The sequence below is a fragment of the Brevibacillus brevis NBRC 100599 genome, assembly GCF_000010165.1.
GTDB lineage: Bacteria > Bacillota > Bacilli > Brevibacillales > Brevibacillaceae > Brevibacillus > Brevibacillus brevis_D.
The window spans coordinates 4,747,475-4,766,187 of the sequence record NC_012491.1; the positions used below are offsets into that span (position 1 = coordinate 4,747,475).

16 protein-coding genes are annotated in these 18,713 nt (G+C 48.1%); 1 reads left to right on the plus strand and 15 read right to left on the minus strand.

Features of this window, described 5'->3' with window-relative positions; translation table 11 throughout:
• Nucleotides 1–111 precede the first annotated feature (111 nt).
• The 8 genes from BBR47_RS22520 to BBR47_RS22555 all read right to left on the minus strand — a co-directional run bounded on the left by BBR47_RS22520 (nt 112) and on the right by BBR47_RS22555 (nt 9,055).
• Nucleotides 112–1,086: an ABC transporter substrate-binding protein gene (locus tag BBR47_RS22520; protein ID WP_041749584.1), complete on the minus strand. Its 975-nt coding sequence runs from the start codon at nt 1,084–1,086 to the stop codon at nt 112–114.
• A 200-nt stretch (nt 1,087–1,286) separates the two neighbouring features.
• Nucleotides 1,287–2,075: a DeoR/GlpR family DNA-binding transcription regulator gene (locus BBR47_RS22525; protein ID WP_015892734.1), complete on the minus strand. Its 789-nt coding sequence runs from the start codon at nt 2,073–2,075 to the stop codon at nt 1,287–1,289.
• 25 nt (nt 2,076–2,100) lie between these two features.
• On the minus strand, nt 2,101–3,264 hold the full coding sequence (locus BBR47_RS22530; RefSeq protein WP_015892735.1) for a saccharopine dehydrogenase family protein: 1,164 nt from the start codon (nt 3,262–3,264) through the stop codon (nt 2,101–2,103).
• A 19-nt stretch (nt 3,265–3,283) separates the two neighbouring features.
• Entirely contained in the window at nt 3,284–4,402 is a 1,119-nt protein-coding gene (phnW, locus tag BBR47_RS22535; RefSeq protein WP_015892736.1) for a 2-aminoethylphosphonate--pyruvate transaminase, read from the minus strand.
• Complete coding sequence (gene phnX / locus BBR47_RS22540) at nt 4,399–5,193, minus strand: phosphonoacetaldehyde hydrolase (protein WP_015892737.1); 795 nt, start codon at nt 5,191–5,193, stop codon at nt 4,399–4,401. Before phnX ends, phnW begins: the two co-directional genes overlap by 4 nt.
• A gap of 3 nt (nt 5,194–5,196) precedes the next feature.
• On the minus strand, nt 5,197–6,906 hold the full coding sequence (locus BBR47_RS22545) for a putative 2-aminoethylphosphonate ABC transporter permease subunit (RefSeq protein WP_015892738.1): 1,710 nt from the start codon (nt 6,904–6,906) through the stop codon (nt 5,197–5,199).
• A gap of 5 nt (nt 6,907–6,911) precedes the next feature.
• Complete coding sequence (locus BBR47_RS22550) at nt 6,912–7,961, minus strand: putative 2-aminoethylphosphonate ABC transporter ATP-binding protein (RefSeq protein ID WP_015892739.1); 1,050 nt, start codon at nt 7,959–7,961, stop codon at nt 6,912–6,914.
• Nucleotides 7,962–7,978: 17 nt separating this feature from the next.
• Complete coding sequence (locus tag BBR47_RS22555) at nt 7,979–9,055, minus strand: putative 2-aminoethylphosphonate ABC transporter substrate-binding protein (protein ID WP_015892740.1); 1,077 nt, start codon at nt 9,053–9,055, stop codon at nt 7,979–7,981.
• Nucleotides 9,056–9,300: 245 nt separating this feature from the next.
• Between BBR47_RS22555 and BBR47_RS22560 the strand changes: the two genes are divergently transcribed.
• On the plus strand, nt 9,301–9,771 hold the full coding sequence (locus BBR47_RS22560; RefSeq protein ID WP_015892741.1) for a pentapeptide repeat-containing protein: 471 nt from the start codon (nt 9,301–9,303) through the stop codon (nt 9,769–9,771).
• Nucleotides 9,772–9,861: 90 nt separating this feature from the next.
• On the opposite strand, the gene BBR47_RS22565 is transcribed toward BBR47_RS22560, so the two are convergent.
• From BBR47_RS22565 to BBR47_RS22595, 7 genes are all read right to left on the minus strand, one after another.
• Nucleotides 9,862–10,554, minus strand: a complete 693-nt coding sequence (locus BBR47_RS22565; protein ID WP_015892742.1) for an aspartate/glutamate racemase family protein — start codon at nt 10,552–10,554, stop codon at nt 9,862–9,864.
• Between the two features lie 147 nt (nt 10,555–10,701).
• Nucleotides 10,702–11,733, minus strand: coding sequence for a 23S rRNA (adenine(2503)-C(8))-methyltransferase ClbC (locus tag BBR47_RS22570; RefSeq protein ID WP_015892743.1), 1,032 nt, complete (start codon nt 11,731–11,733; stop codon nt 10,702–10,704).
• A 509-nt stretch (nt 11,734–12,242) separates the two neighbouring features.
• The gene (locus BBR47_RS22575) at nt 12,243–13,721 is read right to left on the minus strand and encodes a PepSY domain-containing protein (RefSeq protein WP_015892745.1); all 1,479 of its coding nucleotides are present in this window, start codon (nt 13,719–13,721) and stop codon (nt 12,243–12,245) included.
• A gap of 553 nt (nt 13,722–14,274) precedes the next feature.
• Nucleotides 14,275–14,727 (minus strand): nucleoside deaminase, encoded by a 453-nt coding sequence (locus tag BBR47_RS22580; protein WP_015892747.1) that lies wholly within the window; start codon nt 14,725–14,727, stop codon nt 14,275–14,277.
• A gap of 27 nt (nt 14,728–14,754) precedes the next feature.
• Complete coding sequence (gene arcC / locus BBR47_RS22585; RefSeq protein ID WP_015892748.1) at nt 14,755–15,705, minus strand: carbamate kinase; 951 nt, start codon at nt 15,703–15,705, stop codon at nt 14,755–14,757.
• 18 nt (nt 15,706–15,723) lie between these two features.
• A complete protein-coding gene (locus tag BBR47_RS22590) occupies nt 15,724–17,205 on the minus strand; it encodes an NCS1 family nucleobase:cation symporter-1 (protein WP_015892749.1) in 1,482 nt (493 codons plus the stop codon).
• A gap of 78 nt (nt 17,206–17,283) precedes the next feature.
• A complete protein-coding gene (locus BBR47_RS22595) occupies nt 17,284–18,711 on the minus strand; it encodes a DUF1116 domain-containing protein (RefSeq protein ID WP_015892750.1) in 1,428 nt (475 codons plus the stop codon).
• Nucleotides 18,712–18,713: the final 2 nt, after the last annotated feature.

An 18,713-nucleotide genomic window follows, 5' to 3' on the forward strand; every position in this document is an offset into this window, starting at 1 on the left:
GAGAATGATTATCATTTTTATTATAATGAGTTAACACCCCGACGACAAGCTCCACCAATAAAAAAAGAAAGCGCATCAACCGATATGACGCGCTTTCTCTATTAAACTCGATTACTTTACAAACACTTTGACCAAATCGTCTGCCTTCTTCATATTGGCCAGAATGGCACCAGATTGCCAATGTGTCCGCTCCATTGGGTAGACATGACCTTTTTTCACAGCAGGAACAGATTTCCAGATGGGGCTCTCCAAAATCTTGAGCGCATCCTTGTTTTCTTCGGAAGTCCACGTACCGTTCGACGGGAACACAATGATATGGTCCGCATCGATAGCCGGGATGGCTTCTTCTGATAATACCACGTGGGTTTCCTGATTTTTGGCAGGCGCATACGGTGTAAGGCCCAACTCCTTATAGAGCATTCCTGTGTAAACATTGCCATCTCCGAAGAGGGCTAAATTCGGCTTATTTCCCACGTTCAAACGAATGACAGCAACTGTTTCATTGCCAATTGCCTTTTCCAGCTTTGCCTTCGTATCCGCAATTTTCTCATTGTACTTTTGGATCGCTTCGTCTGCTTTTTCTGGAACGCCTAACACCTCGGCGATTTTCTTGAGTCTGCCAATCGTATCGTTACGGAGCTCATCCGGCAGCTTGTACGTAGGGGCTACCTTGCTGAATTCCTCGTATTTCTTGGGATCAGCGTAGCCATCCACAATAATGATATCCGGATTGGCTGCAAGTAACGCTTCCATACTTCCTGTAATATCAAAAAGCGGCACGTCCAGACCGAGGTAATCCTGTTTGCCCCACGCCGGGTGATACCACTGGATAACCGGGGTCACACCCAGTGCTGTCAAAAAGTCCTCCTGATAAATTGCCGCTACCCGCTCTGGCTTTACCGGAATTTCCACATCACCATAGGCGTCCTTCACCACTTTGGTTTTCGCAGCGGTGTTCTCTGTCGATGCTTTCTGCTCAGTGGATGTTGGCTCCGCTGCTTTTTCTGCACACGCAGTTAACACGAGCATCATGATCAATAATAATGCCATCCATGCCAATCCTGCTTTCCGAACCATTCTGACCATCTTTCTACCCTCTCTCACAACTGTTGATGATTATCCAATTGATTCTCATTCTCACCTTTTCGCATCCTGATCATATGTGTTTCCTCTCTGTATGACAATGCATTTTCTCCATTATTTTTTGTCTAAACTCCACACTAGCCGTTCTGCTAAACAAAAAAACCAGCTCCTCCCTCTTACGGGAATCGCTGGCCTGTTTGCTCCTACTCCTCTGCTACCATCCATGCTACATTTTTTGCTTGGAGTTCTTTATTCCATTCTGCTGGTGCTGCCATATCGCTGATCACGATATCGACCTCTCCCAAGTCTGCGATCTTGCACAATGTGCTGACCCCGATCTTGGAGTGGTCCGCTAGCACAATGCTTTCATTAGCATTTTCGATGAAACAACGGGCGAGTTCCGTTCGATCCGGCTCATAGCAGGTCAAGCCTTTATGGAGCAAGATGCCGTCTGCCGCGATAAACGCCTTGTCTACATAAAATTGTTTCATCATCTTCTCTGCATAGGTCCCGCTTACCCGATGATGCTTGGCACTCACTTTTCCACCCAGGAAGTAAATGTCTGCCGCAAGCATTCCATTGTTTTGGTACTCGATTAATCGATTCAGCGCCGTGATCGAGCTAGTGAGGATCGTCAAATCTTTTTTCGTCACGAGAAAGTTGATCATTTTCAGAGTCGTTGTTCCTTCATCGATGACAATGGTATCGCTGTCTTGCACCAAGTCTGCTGCCAACCGTCCAATCCGTTTCTTTTCTTCCGCTCGCAAGACTTCACGAGCAATATGAGAAGGCTCAAAGCGCTCCACTGTCAGCTTTACTGCCCCGCCATAAACCCGCTTCAGCTTTTTCTCCGCTTCCAGCTCTTCCAAATACCTGCGGATCGACTCAGACGAGACTTGCAGCTTTTTTACCAGTTCATTGGTCCGCACCTTGCCATTGGAATTGATCAACTGCAAAATGATTTGCTTACGCTCTTCCCCGAACAACGACACGACGAATGTCCCCCTATATCGTACTTTACGTCATTTCGATTTTCTCTCCATGGATGTAAATCTGACGTTTTGCCAGCTCGTGAAAAATCACAGCCGGATCAAATGCTTCTTCTGGTGTGATGACACCAGTAGCTTTTACGTTTCCTTTTGCGATCTGCTCAGTCGCAATCGCTAGTGGGATTCCTACGTTGCGGGTATAGGCGCGCAGCCCAGCCCAGTCAGCTACAGAGCCGTCAGATGCCGGATGTGTATGGTACAGGACATGTCCAACTTTGCGACCGTCCTTGGTACCTGTTACCTCGACATGAAGCGAATACCCGTATAATTCCGTTTCTTTTCCCTCTCTAGAATTGTAGAGGTATTGGGAGATACAATCAAGGATTCCCACCTTTGTTTCCCCTACTGTGATGGGGTCGTTGCGTAAAAAGCCATAATCATAGAGGGCTTTGACCAGCTCCATGTTTTGCTTCGGCCATGTTCCGCGCACCTCGATCAGCTTTACCCCTTTTGGAGACAAAGCCTGTGCCAGCGTCTTCGTTTCTGCATGAGGAATGATGTACTGAATTGTTTTTCCATATGGCTCGGGAAGCTTTATTTCGCGTGGGCGGGCAAATGGCGGGACTTGAATAAATTCCCCATTTTCATAGACGACGCGCCCTGGCAAGTCTGGATCATACTCATAGGTCGTCGTCTCTGTGATCGATTTGGAAAAGGCAATCGGGCGAAAGGAACCGTGGCTGACGCGGACTTCGTCGACCTCATCGAGCTGGTTTGCTGCATGCATCGCCATCATTTGGGTCAGTCCAGGTGTCATGCCAAAGCCTGGCAGGCAGGTCTTCCCATGATCGCGGAAGATCGCGTCTGATGCGTTTTCTTCCCCAAAACCGTTCAAATTGATGCCATGGCAGCCAGCTTCCGCAATCGCAGCAGTAGACAGACCGTTCAGTGTGATCGTGGTTCCGTCCATAACGATGTCGTAACCTCGCATTTTTTGGACCGTATCCGCATGATCGCGTACATTTACCGGAACAAAATCTACGCGTGGGTCGTTCAGCCACTCGACTACTTTGCGACCTTCCTCTTCATGAAAATCGCCGATCGTGATCTGCTCAAAATCTGAATGCATCACGAGATCGAGCACGGCTTCTCGACAAATATTTCCCGCTCCACCCAAGCAAAACACCTTCATCACGATAGCCTCCTGTTATTTACTCCAACCAGAAACGATTGTTTTCCATTGCGGTGATTAATCTCTCGATATCCTCTGGATAAACCTCTCCGATATTACCAATCCGAAACGTGTCCGCTTGCGAGATTTTGCCCGGATAGATGACGAAGCCTGCCTGCTTTAGCCGCTCATACAGCTGTGCGAAGGTGAATGCCTCACTTTCGGGATAATAAAAGGAAGTGATGAAGGGCGATTGCGATTCTTTTGGCAACAGGATGCGAAAACCGATGCGCTCCATGCCTTCTGCGAGTAGCTGCTGATTTCGCTGGTAACGCTCGTACCGTTTTTCCACTCCGCCCTCTGCCTCAAGCTCTATCAGTGCCTGGTAAAAGGCTCGCACGACATGAGTCGGAGAAGTATAGCGCCACTTTCCGTTTTGCTCCTCCATCGTCTTCCACTGGCTGTACAAATCGAGGGACAATGTACGAGCGATCCCTTTGCATTTGATGAGCGCAGACGTTTTGGCAATGACAAAGCCGAAGCCAGGCACGCCTTGGATGCATTTGTTCGCGCTTGAGATCAGGAAGTCGATGGAGAGCTCTGCTGCATCCATTGGAATGCCACCGAAGCTGCTCATCGCATCTACGATATAGACTTTTCCGTACTTCTTAGCGACTTCACCGATTTCTTTGATGGGATTGAGCATGCCTGTTGTCGTTTCTGAATGCACGACAGCCACATGCGTGATCGTTGCATCCGCCGCTAGTTTCTGCTCCAATGCCTCTGCATCGGCTTTTGTCACTTCGCCAAAATCAATGACCTCCGTCGGGATTCCATGAATTTGTGCCATTTCCACGATCCGATCCCCGTATGCACCATTCGTCAGGACGAGCAGCTTGCCGTCTGCGGGAATCGCACTGCTCACCACCGCTTCCACACAAAAGGACCCGCTACCTTGTATCAAAACGCTCGTATAATCCTCTACCTGCGAAGTTGCCAATCGGACGAGCTTTTGGCGGATTGCCTGTACCAGTTCATTGTAATCACGATCCCACGTGCACCAGTCCCGCAGCATCGCCTCGCGTACGGTTGGGGAAGTGGTCAATGGCCCGGGGGTGAGCAACAAGTACGGATTATCGGTTGGTCTTGTCTGATTCATGGTCTCTCTCCTTCTGCATGACGCATCTCGATCTTTTTCAGCACCTCATCCAAGCATCCGATCTCCTCGATCACGTAGTGCGCACCCGCTGCCATCAGTCGTTCTGTTGCGATAGCCAGTTTTTTATCCAGCTCTTCCTGTGGCATGCTCGTCACTTCCTCCAAGGACAGACCGAGCTCGCTTCCACCCTTCAGAACGCCAACGGTCCACATTCCGGCGTTTCTGCCTTCTTTCATATCGCTCGTCGTATCACCGACCTTGACTATCTCGTTCATTGGATATACGTCCAGAAGGATCGCATTTTGATAGCACATCCATGGATATGGACGTCCTGCAGGCACTTCACTTGGGGTGATCAGTACGTCCGGCTCGTAGCCCTGTTGTTTAGCCGATGCTGCTACCACATTCATCATTTCTCTTGTGTAGCCTGTGGTCGAGCCGATTTTGAAGCCCTGCTCACGCAGACGTCCTACCAATTCAATTGCTCCCGGAACAGGAGTGGCATATTCGTGCAGCGTAGCCATCAGCATCGGTTCGAAGTCAGCGTACAATTCGTCCACATCCGCTTCATTCGGAAGTCGACCGTAACGCTCTTGCCATAACGCTGCTACCCGCTCCATTTTGCAAAGCGCCTGGATATGATCGCGCTTGAGCATCCCCATCGGTTCGCGCGCTTCTGCTGCTGTCAGCTCGATCCCCCGTTTTTTGAACACCTGTAAAAAGACAGCTAAAGGAGCGAAACATCCGTAATCTACCATCGTTCCTGCCCAATCAAATACTACTGCTTTCATGCTTTATGCCACCTGACCTTTCTCTTGGTAGGACCCTGTTGTCCGCTTGCGAAGTTTGGATGCGATCCATTCTGCACCAGCACGTGCGAGGATGTTGAGGAAGACAATCAATACCGACATCGCTGCTGCCGGAGCCACATCCCCTGCGTCATCCATGTTCACGATGGAGACAGATGCCAATTTGAAATCTGCTGCGTACAGAAAAACAACCGCCGAGATCGTCACCATCGAGTTGATGAAAAAGTACACCGCCATCTCGACAATTGCCGGCATACAGACGGGAATCGTGACGCGCCACAATAGCTTTGTCTGCGGGATCCCCATGGATTCTGCCGCCTGCTCGAATTCGGGATCGAGCTTTTTCAATGCGCTCGTTGCTGTAATAAAACCAACTGCGAAAAAATGAATAACGTTCGCCAAAATCAAAATCCAGATCGTTCCGTACATACCGTGAAATGGATTCGCCGGATTATTGAAGAAGAAAATGTACGCTAGCCCAATGACCATCCCCGGCAATGCCAGCGGGAGAATCGACAGGAAGTATCCAGCTTGGCGAAGCCCCTTCCACACTTGGGACTTTTCTATGGTGTAGGCCGTAATAAACGTCACCGCCGTCCCGATCACTGCCGTCAGCAAGGCGACGAGAATGCTGTTCCACAGTGGCTCGATCCCTTCTCCAGCTACGTTGGAAAAGTCATAATGATCCAAGCCGAAAGTCAGATTGTACGGCCATACTTTAATGAAAGAAGCTAGTACCACCGCAGCCATGAGAAGCAGCAAAAATCCGCTGACGCTCAAACAAAGAATAAAGTAAAACGTGTCGCGCAAACGATTTTCCTTGATTCGATACGGTTTGGACTTGGCTGTTACAGCCGCATGCTGCTTTCGCTCAACAATCCGGTCCACGACAAACGCTACGAGAGCAGGAATGATCAATAGCAGCCCAACCGTTGCGCCCATCGTCATATTTTGCTGACCGATGACCTGCTTGTAGACGTCTGTTGCCAGTACGGAAAACTGTCCGCCGACAACCTTTGGTGCTCCGAAGTCAGTAAACGAGAGAGTAAAACAAACAAAGCAGGCGCTGACGATACCGTATTTCACGCTGGGAATCGTCACTACAAAAAACTTGCGCAAATGGTTCGCTCCGAGCGTATCCGCCGCTTCGTACAATTGATAGTCGGCAAAAGCTAGGGAAACTGCGAGAATCAAATACGCTTGTGGGAAAACATAGACGATCTCCGCTAAGATAACTCCCACTGGGCCGTACAGATCGATGTCCCATTGAAACGGGAGTAATCCAAAGATCCCTGTCGTCACCAGCCCTTGATTCCCAAAAAGGTAGGTCAGGGCGATTCCGTGCATCATCGTGGGCGCAAACAGTGGCAGCAGCGCGATCGCCCGAAAGACTCGTTTTCCGCGAATCCCGCTGCGCGTCAAGGCATACGCGAACAAAAAAGCGAGTGTGACTGCAATCAGCGTGGTCATCCCAGAAATATACAAGGTGTTATTCAGCGACCCTGCCAGTGCTGGGGTGGAAAAATACGTAACGAAATTGTCCAGGCCGATGAACTGACCGTTCTTGTTATAGAATGCTTTGGAAAACAGCTGGCCAAGTGGCAACAGGACACTCGCTGACAATCCAAGAACGACAAGGCCGATGAGCCACTTTTGCAGGGCTTTTCCATCGAAGATCGATGTCATTTCCTTCATGCTGCTCACTCCTGTTCCTCTATGGTTGGCGCATGCTCAAATGTCAGCAAATTCTCTAGCGGAAACTCCAGCCACATCTTTTTGCCTCGGGCAATTCCAAGTCTTTGTGCCTCGGCCGCTATTAAATCGATTGTCAGATGCTCTTTTTTTATCTGACCTTCCTCTTGCCACTCCAGAAAGATTCGGTAAAAAGCACCGCGAAATTCTATTTCGGAAATAGTCGCAGGCATGGTGCATTCGGATTCTTGCTGCAAAAGCCGCACATGCTCCGGTCTGATCGCAAGTAAGCGATTCGGATCAGATTGCGCATTTTCAAAGCGACTGTACTCAAAAAAGTTGATCGCTCCGATAAAATCAGCAACAAACGGAGTCGCTGGTCTGTTATAGATCTCCTCGGGTGTACCTACCTGAACGACCTCTCCGTGATCCATGACGACGATCTTGTCTGCCATGGTCAATGCCTCATCCTGGTCATGGGTGACCATCACTGTTGTCATGCCGTACTGCTCATGCAAACGCCGAATCTCCCGGCGCAGCTTTTGTCTTACCTTTGCATCCAATGCGGATAGTGGTTCATCTAAAAGCAAGATATCCGGCGATAGTGCAATTGCTCGCGCCAAGGCAATTCGCTGCTGTTGACCGCCTGAGAGCTGGCTGGGATATTTGGCGGCGGCATGAGACAAATCAACCATGTCTAGCGCCTCTTCTACTTTGGCTGCGATCTCTTTTTTCCCTAGCTTCTTTTCTTGCAGGCCAAAGGCAATGTTTTCGGCAGCCGTCAAATTGGGAAACAAGGCGTACGACTGGAACATCATCGCAATGTTTCGTTTTGCAGGAGGCAGAGAAGTAATCTCCCTGCCTCCCAGAATCATCTTGCCTGTTGTCGGCTGTTCCAATCCAGCCAGCATTCTCAGTAATGTTGTTTTACCGCAGCCACTGGGACCGAGCAGACAAACAAATTCATTCTTGTCAATTTCGATGGAAATGTGCTCCAATGCGGCAAACAAACCAAAGCGTTTACTGACCCCTTGAATGGATAGATAGAATTGTGTCATGCTGTTCTCCTCGCTGCTTACTTGGGTTCACTCTTGGTCGCGTATCGTTTTTCCCACTCCGCCAAGACGTTGTCGCGATTTTGTGCGGCTTGATTCAGGTCGAGCTTGATTAATTGCTTGATCGGATCTACTGCGTAGCCTTCCGGGAGTGTCGCGCCTTCTTGCTTGACACTGACGATGGCGAAGTTCTGGTTATAAGCTTTCATGACTTCATCCGAGATTGCCCAGTCCAAGAACAGCTTGGATTCTGGCTTGATTTGACTCTTTTTCATCAAGGCATTCGCCTCTACGTCCCAGCCTGAGCCTTCTGTTGGAAAGACGACTTCCACTGGTGCGCCTTTTTTCTTCTCCGTAATCGAACGGTAGCCAAAGGAAATACCGATTGGATACTCTCCCGATGCGGCCATTTTCGCTGGCTTCGAGCCGGAATGCGTGTAGATCGCCATGTTTTCATGCAGCTTGTCGAGGTACGCCCAGCCTTCTTTCTCCCCTTTTAATTGCATGATTCCGTTGACGGTGAGAAGCCCAGTTCCAGAAGATGCTGGATTCGGCATCACGATCAGCCCTTTGTACTCCGGCTTGATCAGGTCTTCGTAAGAACGCGGGATAGGCAAATTGCGTTTTTCCAATTCCTTGGTATTGACCGCGATCGCAGTCTCCCATGCATCGATTCCTACCCAGCTTGCAGGTTCCTTGGAATCCTTAAACTCCGGGGATACCTTCTCGATCCCTTTCGGCGAATAGCTTTCGAGCATGCCTTGCTGTTCGAGTACAAGCAGGCTTGTCGCTGCTGTTCCCCATACGACGTCTGCTTGTGGATTATCTTTTTCCGCCAGCAGCTTTGCTGTGATGATCCCTGTAGAATCGCGGACGATATTGACCTTTACATCTGGATATTTCGCTTTGAAGGATTCCAAATACGTTTTGATCTGGTCATCCTCCAGCGCCGTATACACTGTAATCTCACCTGAGGCGTTTGTACTTTCCTTTGTGGAAGTTTGTGTGTTTGGTTGTGACCCTGGTGCTTGTCCACATCCTGCTAAAAACGCGATTGATAGAACGGAAGCAAGTAAAGGATAATGCCATTTCTTCATGAGAACCTCTCCTCTTTGCGGAATGTTCATTTCTTGGTTCCTACGACACCAATCTTACGGGGAAAATATTAAGCAGATATGAACGCAACGTAAATTGATTGTTTTTATGTGTTTTTGGTTGTGTTTTTTTGGTTTCAGAAGATTTCTTGGGAGAGCAGAAAACGCAACTGGGTAATACAGGAAAAACAAGGTGTATGTCGAAGTTACAAATGCCTCATTATTATCATGCAAAGGGAGATATGAGTATGAACTTGAAGGCGGAACCGTTAGACTTGCAAATGGCGGATATATCAAGGTCTAAATGGCAGGAGGTTAATGCTGAGGAACTTGACATGGATAATGTCAGCTTGGCGAAGACCACAATGAATAACGTAAATATAAGTCAAATGACTTTGAATGATGTGAATATGAGTGGACTCAAAGTCTCCAACGCAAACTTGTCAGGTGCAGGCATTCAGCATGCGAATTTCAGCCACGCTGTTATTGACCACGTCCATTTGTTTGGAACAGAATTTCACAATGTGGTTCTTCCTATGGAGGGAGACGGAAATTATAATCACGATGGGCAATACAAACCCGTAAGTTTTCATAGCTGTAATCTTTCAAATGGGCAATTCAGAAATTGTGATTTATCTAATGTAGAAATAACGGATTGCGACATTACTGGATTGAAAATAAACGGTATCTTGATTTCGGATTTAATCAAGGACAAATAAAAACATGTACGATTGCACAAAAAAAAAGACTGAGTCATCCATTCTAGTAGCAAATGGAATGAACTCAGTCTTTTATTTTTTGCCTTTGCTCTACCGCAAAGCAGCCTCCACAGCTGCCTCTGCATGAATCGCAGTCGTATCAAAGACCGGGACCGTGCAATCTTGGGCTGTGATCAATAGACCGATTTCCGTGCAACCGAGGATGACTGCCTCAGCGCCTTCCTTGACCAATCGCTCAATGATCGCCTGGTAATTACGCTTGGATTCTTCGCGAATGATCCCGACACACAGCTCATTGTAAATAATCTCATGGACGAGCGTTCGCTCTTGTTCATCCGGTAGCAGTACCTCTAATCCATGAACATCACGCAGACGCCCTGTATAGAAATCCTGCTCCATCGTAAATCGCGTCGCAAGCAGTGCCACTCGTTTATGTCCGTGGTTCGTGATCGCTTGCGCTGTCGCATCCGCGATATGAAGAAAAGGCAAGCTGGTCGCTTCCTCGATGGCATACGCCAGCTTGTGCATCGTATTTGTGCAGAGAACAATCAGGTCGGCTCCTGCCGCTTCGAGACTTTTCGCCGCAAGCGCCATCCGCTCGCCAGCTTCTTCCCATCGTCCTTCTCGTTGCATTTCTTCGATCTCGGCAAAATCAACGGAATACAGGATGCTTTTTGCTGAATGCAAACCGCCCAGTCGCTCCTTCACGGTTTCATTGATCAAACGGTAGTAGACCAAGGAGGACTCCCAGCTCATGCCGCCAATTAATCCGATTGTTTTCATTGTTCTCTACTCTCCTTTGTTGTTAGCGTTTCCATTATGATCCAATATACCACCATCCCCCATCTAGAGCGACACATAAATAGCCCAATCACCTTTATGAAAAAGAGCTGTTTTCATAAGTCTTTTTCATAGGAAGACCCCCATCGATTATTCAGAGCGGTATAACTGGCCGCATGCCGCGTTTATGTCCGATCCGAATTGAGTTCGGACCGTGACGCTTATCCCCCTTGACTTCAAGATCCGAACAAACGCTTTAATCCGCGAAGGATCGGATTGCCGATAGCTGTCTGGCGTAACTTCGGTCGAATTGAATGGAATCAGGTTAACGTGGTAGAGATGTTCCCAAGCTCCCCTTCCCCTTAGCAACTCGGCAACTGCTTCCGCATGCGCTGTCGAGTCGTTTACTCCACGAAGAAGAATATACGCAATATATACCTTTCTCCCTGTTTCCCTGATGTGACGATCCAATGCTATCAGTACGTCACGGACTGGAAATCGGTCGTTGATCGGCATCAGCTCGCTTCGCTGATCGTCGAACGGTGAATGCAGCGAGAAGGTTAGATTGACCTGGGGGAACTCCCGAGTCAGCTTGTCAATCCCCGGCAACAGGCCGATCGTGGAAATCGTAATTCGTCGATGTCCTAAACCGAAGAGATACGGGTCGGTCAATATCGTCATGGCCTCAAAAATATGCGGGTTGGCGAGCGCCTCTCCCATGCCCATGAATGAGATGCTGTCCAAAGAGTGGCCGTTCAAACGAAAGTACAGCAATTGGTCGGTAATTTCGTCGGCGGTCAGATTTCGTTTCAGACCAATGGTACCGGTAGCACAAAACTTGCACCTGAATCCGCAGCCGCACTGTGTGGAAATACAATACGATTTCCACCCCCGTTCATAAGTAAGTCGTACGGCCTCGACCTGTTCGTCGCCCGGAATCGCAAACAGCACCTTGCTAACCTGTTTCGACGTGAGCTCCTTTACCGGAGCGATACTGCAAACGTTCGGTCCAAGTATCCGATTCAACTCGTCGCGCAAAAATTTGGGTAGGATGGTCATCCGTTCGTATTCGCCGATGTTTTGCTTGAAAATGGCGTCCATAATCTGAGCATACCGATACTCAGGCTGCTTGCATTCGGACAAGATTCGCCGAATCGTTTCATATTTCGAGGTTAGTTTCATGTCTTCTCCTTATCGCCGGAGAAACCATATAAAGCAACCGTCAATTGGCACTATGACACATTCATCTACGTGCATCTGTCGATAAATAGGTAAATCTCCGGCAACCGATTTGTTTTTTTGTGAACCGCTTCACACAATAGGAACCGATTCACATAATCATCTACAACCTCAATCTCCATCGCTTTCATCCTCCTGAAATGGTTTATCTCTTGTCAGAATAAAAAAGAGCTACAAGAAAGTTACCTTTCTTGTAGCTCAAAAAATACGGCACATCCAACCCATTGCAGGGTATAAAAAGGATATATTTTCTGAGTGAAAAGAATAAGGTAACGATCTTGCCAATAAAGAATAAGACAAATTTTGCTTTATTCTTTAAAAAAGTGGCAAGAATGATTACATTATCCTCTTCATCTCCTATCGTTAATTGTCAGCACGATTTTAACATACCAGTTTCTGCATGACAACATCCTCTACATGACGAAACAATAATCTAACTGACCATTTACTACCTACTCTTTGAACTTACCTGTCAGGGCATTGATATCGATATCGTTAAGATCAATTGAATAGGCAAGGACCGGTTTTGCCAACCTCTTTCCATTAATAAATGGGTAGATGTATAACAGTTCGGTGGGTTTCGCCAGCAAGGCCTTGGCTGCTGCATCTATGGAGACAGCCTTCCTCTTATCCGGGAGCTTGGCAGGCTTTTGGTCGAGTTGTTGATAGTACTCGGTGATTTTCCCTGTGACTCCATTCACACCAATACCAATGCTTCGTCCATATTCCAGCGGAAGTCCCTCAACTGATGGCACAAGCTCTACTACATACTGATGTGGATTCCCCCTATCAGGATTCTTCCAATCAGGAGTCACCCTGTAGTAGAACTCCTTTTCTTCCTGTTTGAGATATGGCTGCAGGAACTGAACAGCTTTCGCAAGAAGCTGCTTTTCCGATAATATTGTCTTTCCTTTTTCGGTTTGGGTGTTCGAATAGCTTTTAAATCCGATCACAACGTCATCCTTCGTATACAAATACTCACTAAAATCAGGCGAAAAATAGACCCTTTCCATCTCGCTATTGCCGCCATTGCTATTGAAGATACTACCCTTCAGGCTGATACCAAACTCGCTTTCGTAAATCCGCTTTGCCTCCTGCTCATTCTTCACCTTTACTACCTTTCCACCAGGCGTGAGGGAGGTTGGTTTCCACCTCCAGGTTCTGTATTGCCGATTAGTGATCAGCTCAGCTCCTGTTACTGCGTCCACATAACCGGAGAATACAGCGGAGTAGACGAGATCGGTCTGATTTTCACCAGTCTTGTACATGAGTTGCAGTAGGGGTGGGATACAGCGGCTGAGCTGATCTTTCTTCATCGCCTGGGCTGGGGGGCGGAAGTCAGCTGGATTGATGTTTGTCAGCGTGTTTTCTCCTTCCGAAACGTGGGTTACCTGTCCCGCACTGTTTACTGACAACCGAAACTCATCGCCAACTACCTCGATGCCATTTACATGGCGGCTATAGATGACATCGCCTACAGGAGCTCGCGTTACCTTGTACAGGCTGCGCATTTCACCGATCCACCCCTCCATGAAGGTATCGGCGCTCTTATAGGCCAGCTTGTCATCAGCAATTTCAAGATCCTTGTCATCCAATAAATAGGTGAGCAGTTTCCCGGTTTCTGCATGGATATAGGCTCTGGCAAAGAATTCATTATTTTTTTCATAACGGATCTCGTACACAGGCTGGTCTTTCGTTTCCAAGGTAATATATCTTGATGTGTCATCGAGCGCTGGGAAGAGCATTTGCAGCTTTTGCTCCGTTCGTTTTGCCTTTTCGCTTAACTGATTTTCCTGAAGGGGAGCTTCTGCTTGTTGGTTCCCTGTCTGATTTGCCATGACTGTACCCGAGGCTGGTGACAGGAGCAGTGTGGCTGTTAGGAGTGCGCTACTTGCCAGTACAGGATAACGCCTTTGAGAGGTCGAGGTCATACGTGTATCCTCCATCTTTTCTTGACGTTGAAGCTCACACAATAAGACGATATTTGGAAATGATTGTCACATGATAAGAAAACATATCTCACAAAAAAATTTGGTTTGAGTCAACATAGCGGAGGAGAAGAAAAAGCACAGTTCTCTTCGACTCTGACACGCCAGCTGGGGGATTGAATGTCCGTCTCCACTTCCAAAAGGGGACCGTCGAGCCAAAGCCACCCTACGGGCGGAAGTTTCTCAAGGAAGAAGTGTTCGACAAGCTGGTCCCCTTTTGGAAGTTCCGACTGGGTAGGCGTTGTCAAGGTCTACGAGCTCTGTGCTTTTTCTTCTCACCAGCTTTGTTGGTTCATCGGTACCTTATAAAACGGTAGAATGATCATTGTGATTGTTCTTTCAAGATGTCACAACCGTTATCTCAGAACGAATAACCGCCTATCGAAAGGATACGGGCTTTCGCACACACCAAACTTATAAATTCCTATACGCTGAAAAAGGGCCCTTATAAGGCCCTTTTTTCATGCTCCGAACATCCGTATTTCTTGTCTGCTATCTAGTCTTTGTTCAGCCGATGAAAGTGCGCAAACAACTGATCACAGTCCTCACGCTTCTCCACCTTGATCATGTTCAAAACACTCTGATCCTTACCGGAAAAATAGTCGCGTAGATGCTTGTCCGAAAAGCCGTTCTCATGCGCATCCTCCGCAGTCGAGCAGTAATGAACAACCTTGATCCCGGACCAAATGATGGCACCTACACACATCGGGCAAGGCTCGCATGTCGCGTAAATTTCGCAGCCTGCCAGGTCCATCGTACCGAGCGCCTTGCACGCTTCACGAATGGCTACCATCTCTGCGTGCTGGGACGGGTCCATATCTGCCATCATGCGATTGCTGCATACAGCGATGATTTCGTTCCCTTTCACGACAGCCGCTCCAAAAGGTCCGCCAAGCTTGTTGTTCATACCTTCCAGCGTTTTTTCCACTGCCAGCTTCATGTAATCCATAGACTTGCATACTCCCTTAAGAGGCCTTTATTTTACGATGTGTGTCCCTGCTTTGTTCGTAATCGCATCCTTTAAGCTCTCTGGGTTCGTAATGATCACGCTTGACCCGTTTTTCTCCAAAAAGCTCAGGCTGGCCTCAATCTTTGGCAGCATGCTGCCTTTTGCGAAATGCTCTTCACGAACGTATTGCTTCGTTTCCTCTACCGTGATGCGCTCCAGCGCCTTTTGATTCGGCTTGCCGAAGTTAATGCATACCTGCGGAACACCTGTCGTAATGATCAAGGTCTGTGCCTCGATTTGTTCTGCCAGTAAGCTGGTGGCAAAATCTTTGTCGATGACAGCATCAATCCCATCGTACGTATTTTCGCCCGATTTCACCACCGGAATACCACCGCCGCCAACAGCGACTACCACATATCCCGCTTCGATCAACGATTTGATTGCGTCTTTTTCCACGATGTCGATTGGCTTAGGGGATGGAACCACTCTTCTGTAACCGCGACCGGAATCCTCGATAAATACCCAGTCTGGATGCTCTTTGCGCATCTCTTCCGCTTGCTCCAGCGTGAAGAAGGAGCCGACTGGCTTCGTTGGATTTTGGAAGTTCGGATCATCCTTGCTAACTTCTACCTGTGTGATTACGCTAGCAACCTTTTTGTTGATTCCTCTTTTGGCAAATTCGTTGGTGAGTGCCTGCTGGATTTGGTAGCCGATTCCGCCCTGCGTATCCGCCACGCAATTGACCAGCGGGATCGTAGGCATCCCGGACACTTCATTGGCGATTTCGCATCGTTGCAAAGCAAATCCAACCTGCGGTCCGTTGCCGTGAGTAACGACAACGTTGTACCCTTCCTGCACCATATCTGCTATATTTACTGCGGTTTCACATACGGCTTCATATTGGTCTTGAATCGTGTTGCGACCATTATCCTTAACTAATGAGTTGCCGCCGATAGCAACAATAACGAGTTTTTCCACTGGGCACTTCTCCCTTTGTTAAGATGCTTTTGCAGCTGTTTCACTCTGCGTGATCGTACTTGGTTTGTTCCATTTATAGCACAGCGCATATAAAACGCCGGATATGATCAACCCGCTAAGGAATGCTGACTTGCTGATGTTTGCCAATAGTGGCACATTTGGCAAGAAAGAGCCGGATAGCGTAATCAAGAAGCTGACGATCAATACGCCGCATGCCACCATATTAAAGCCGTTTTTGTATTCTCCGTTTTCACCCGGTTTTACGTAGATTGCAGATAAATCTAGCCTTCTTTTTCTTTCAATGAAGAAACTGACTAGCATGATCCCCGTAATCGGACCGTACATGGAGCCGATAAAGCTATAGAACATATACAGCGCCGCCGTACCATTAACCAGCTTCCAAGGTAAAATGACAGTCCCCAATACAGCTGTCAAAATAGCTGCTGATTTCACTGTAAACATTTTCGGAAGAAGCGCTGTCATTTGCAGTCCAGATGGAAGCAAATTTCCAAACACAACATAGCTCGTCGAACCTATATTCAGTGCCAGCAACAAGATAATGACGGCAACAGGATTCCCAATTTGATCAATGGCAACGACTACATTAAAGTCCTTGATGCCAAACGCGATTTGCGTCCCAACCAACAATCCTACACACGTAATTCCAAACAAGATGTAGGATGCAATCATTCCAAGCGGCAGACCAATCATCGGAGCTTTCGGGTGTTTTGCCCTTTGCGTAAGGTCTGCGATATTTACAATCGGGCCACCCCAGTTCGATACCAATGCACTTACACATGCGATAAATACAAGCCAATTCTCCATCGGTTTGGCAGGAGCATAAGCAAAGATTGGACCAAATCCGCCAGCAACGCTGATCGCCCAAATCGCTGCACCTACGATGAAAATATAGATGATCGGTGAAGACCATTTACTAAACAGACTGAGAATTTTCATTCCACCTAAAAACAATCCAACTGTAATGACCCAGAGGATCACATAAGAAAGCATGGTCGGGAAATCTAATCCGAGAAAATCAAAGCCTGGAACCATACTCTTATAGCCAGGGAATATTTTCTCAAAAATGACATTAAAGGATTGTGCGCCAATAATTGTTTTTGTCCCAAAAAACACGACCCCAGCGATAAGCCCGCGACATATAGCAGGAATGATCGAGCCTTTTACACCAAAGGAGCTGCGCAGCAGCATCGAATAGCCAATCCCGTACTTTGTTCCCGCATAGCCATTCAACACATAGCCCGCCGAAACGATCAAGGCAGCAATCATGACTGCCCACAAGACTTGCGGAACGGATAATCCGAGGACAAAGAATCCGGCTACCGTCATGTACGACATGAGATTATGCACAGCGCCCATCCATACGGTTACGTAGTTAAAGGTGCCCCAATCTCGATTTTCGGAAGTCTTTGGCAAAATATCGTCCGCGTATCCATAGGACTTGAATTCTTCATATGATTCCTTTACGTTTGCCTGTCCCATGTTCATTCACCTTCCTCTTTCAACCCAGCTTTCGCAACCTTCTTTTGCTGCGAAAGCTGAGTCACCTAGGATGAAAAGCTATTGGCTAATCGTTTCCGTCACTGCGAGCAATGCCTTTTCAAAAGCTTCCATTGGCGGATATGTAATACCCGCACCGATCATGCCGATACCTGCGTCTTTATGCGCGATGGCCGTGTTGATAATCGGCAGGATGCCAGTTTGGATCACCTGACGAATATCGATTCCTGTTGCGACACCTTGGAAGTCTAGGAGTGGAATTGTGACGTTTGGATTTTCTGCTGTCGTGATTTCTTTCATCGTGGTAGAGAAGCCGATCGCTTCTTCAACCGTTCCGCCTACGAGTGCAACAATCGCTGGAGCTGCCGCCATCGCGAAGCCACCAATCCCGTATGTTTCGGTGATCGCACTGTCCCCGATATCCAAGCCGGAATCCTCTGGCTTGTAGCCTGCAAACATCGGACCGATTACCTTTTGTGCTGGCCCTATAAACCAGGTGTTGCCAGCCATACCGCTTACACGGATACCGAACTCAACGCCATTACGGGCCATCGTGGTGACAATCGTGCTGTTCTCAATACCGTGCGCTGCGTCAAGTGCGCATTTGCACAGAGCCATCCATGTCGGGCCAGAGAAGTAATCGCTGCTTGCGACGAAGTCGAATACTTCGCGCTTCTGTTCTTTTGTGAAATCTGTCTCCAAAATGTACGGAGTCAGCGCTTGAATCAACAGGCTCGTACCTGCGTTGTTGCGGTTGTGGCATTCGTCACCCATGTGCAGCGCTTGCGCCAGCATAAGACGAAGATCGATTTCGCCAGCGATTTTCATTGCATCACGCAGCATTGGTCCCAATACATCGCGCATCCAGTTCAGGCGGGCGATAACACTTTCATCGTTGGCACCCATGCGCAAAATTTTAGCCATTTGCTCACTAAGGTTGGTGTAAGCGACGTTGCCATACGTTTTGTTTTTCACCACATGCATGAACATTGAAGCGGATGTCACACCTGCCATGGAGCCTACGCAGTTGTGCTCGTGGCATGGAGAGAACGTGATTGCGCCGGAAGCAGCTACCTGTTCAGCTTCCTCGATGTCTTTTGCCAAGCCCTCGAATACGATTGCTCCGGTTACAGCACCTTTCATTGAGCCGCACATTTTGTCCCAAGTGATCGGCGGACCTGCGTGGAGAATTGTGGTTTTCGTCATACCTGGTACCACATTGATCGCTTGGTCGAAGCCAACAAGCATCGGCTGGGAGTTGATGATACGCTCTACCGCCAGCTTGTTTGCCGCAGCGATTTTCTCGGCGACAGCTGCATTTTCCAGTCTATCGAGAGCGTTGATCAGCTCAGGCTTTCCACCGCCTGGTGGCTTCCAATCCAGGTGAGACGCATTCGCATTTTGCTTGATGATATCGTCTTTGAAAAACTCAATCCCTACGTTGATTGCATGAATTTTCCCGTTAAACAGCTCGTTGATTTTGCTCATGA

What these genes read in the sequence shown, in the direction of transcription:
- BBR47_RS22520 (WP_041749584.1), bottom strand. Translation starts at nt 1,086, where the DNA reads ATGGTCAGAATGGTTCGGAAAGCAGGATTGGCATGGATGGCATTATTA.
- BBR47_RS22530 (WP_015892735.1), bottom strand. Translation starts at nt 3,264, where the DNA reads ATGAAGGTGTTTTGCTTGGGTGGAGCGGGAAATATTTGTCGAGAAGCC.
- phnW (WP_015892736.1), bottom strand. Translation starts at nt 4,402, where the DNA reads ATGAATCAGACAAGACCAACCGATAATCCGTACTTGTTGCTCACCCCC.
- phnX (WP_015892737.1), bottom strand. Translation starts at nt 5,193, where the DNA reads ATGAAAGCAGTAGTATTTGATTGGGCAGGAACGATGGTAGATTACGGA.
- BBR47_RS22545 (WP_015892738.1), bottom strand. Translation starts at nt 6,906, where the DNA reads ATGAAGGAAATGACATCGATCTTCGATGGAAAAGCCCTGCAAAAGTGG.
- BBR47_RS22550 (WP_015892739.1), bottom strand. Translation starts at nt 7,961, where the DNA reads ATGACACAATTCTATCTATCCATTCAAGGGGTCAGTAAACGCTTTGGT.
- BBR47_RS22555 (WP_015892740.1), bottom strand. Translation starts at nt 9,055, where the DNA reads ATGAAGAAATGGCATTATCCTTTACTTGCTTCCGTTCTATCAATCGCG.
- BBR47_RS22560 (WP_015892741.1), top strand. Translation starts at nt 9,301, where the DNA reads ATGAACTTGAAGGCGGAACCGTTAGACTTGCAAATGGCGGATATATCA.
- BBR47_RS22565 (WP_015892742.1), bottom strand. Translation starts at nt 10,554, where the DNA reads ATGAAAACAATCGGATTAATTGGCGGCATGAGCTGGGAGTCCTCCTTG.
- BBR47_RS22570 (WP_015892743.1), bottom strand. Translation starts at nt 11,733, where the DNA reads ATGAAACTAACCTCGAAATATGAAACGATTCGGCGAATCTTGTCCGAA.
- BBR47_RS22575 (WP_015892745.1), bottom strand. Translation starts at nt 13,721, where the DNA reads ATGACCTCGACCTCTCAAAGGCGTTATCCTGTACTGGCAAGTAGCGCA.
- BBR47_RS22580 (WP_015892747.1), bottom strand. Translation starts at nt 14,727, where the DNA reads ATGGATTACATGAAGCTGGCAGTGGAAAAAACGCTGGAAGGTATGAAC.
- BBR47_RS22590 (WP_015892749.1), bottom strand. Translation starts at nt 17,205, where the DNA reads ATGGGACAGGCAAACGTAAAGGAATCATATGAAGAATTCAAGTCCTAT.
- BBR47_RS22595 (WP_015892750.1), bottom strand. Translation starts at nt 18,711, where the DNA reads ATGAGCAAAATCAACGAGCTGTTTAACGGGAAAATTCATGCAATCAAC.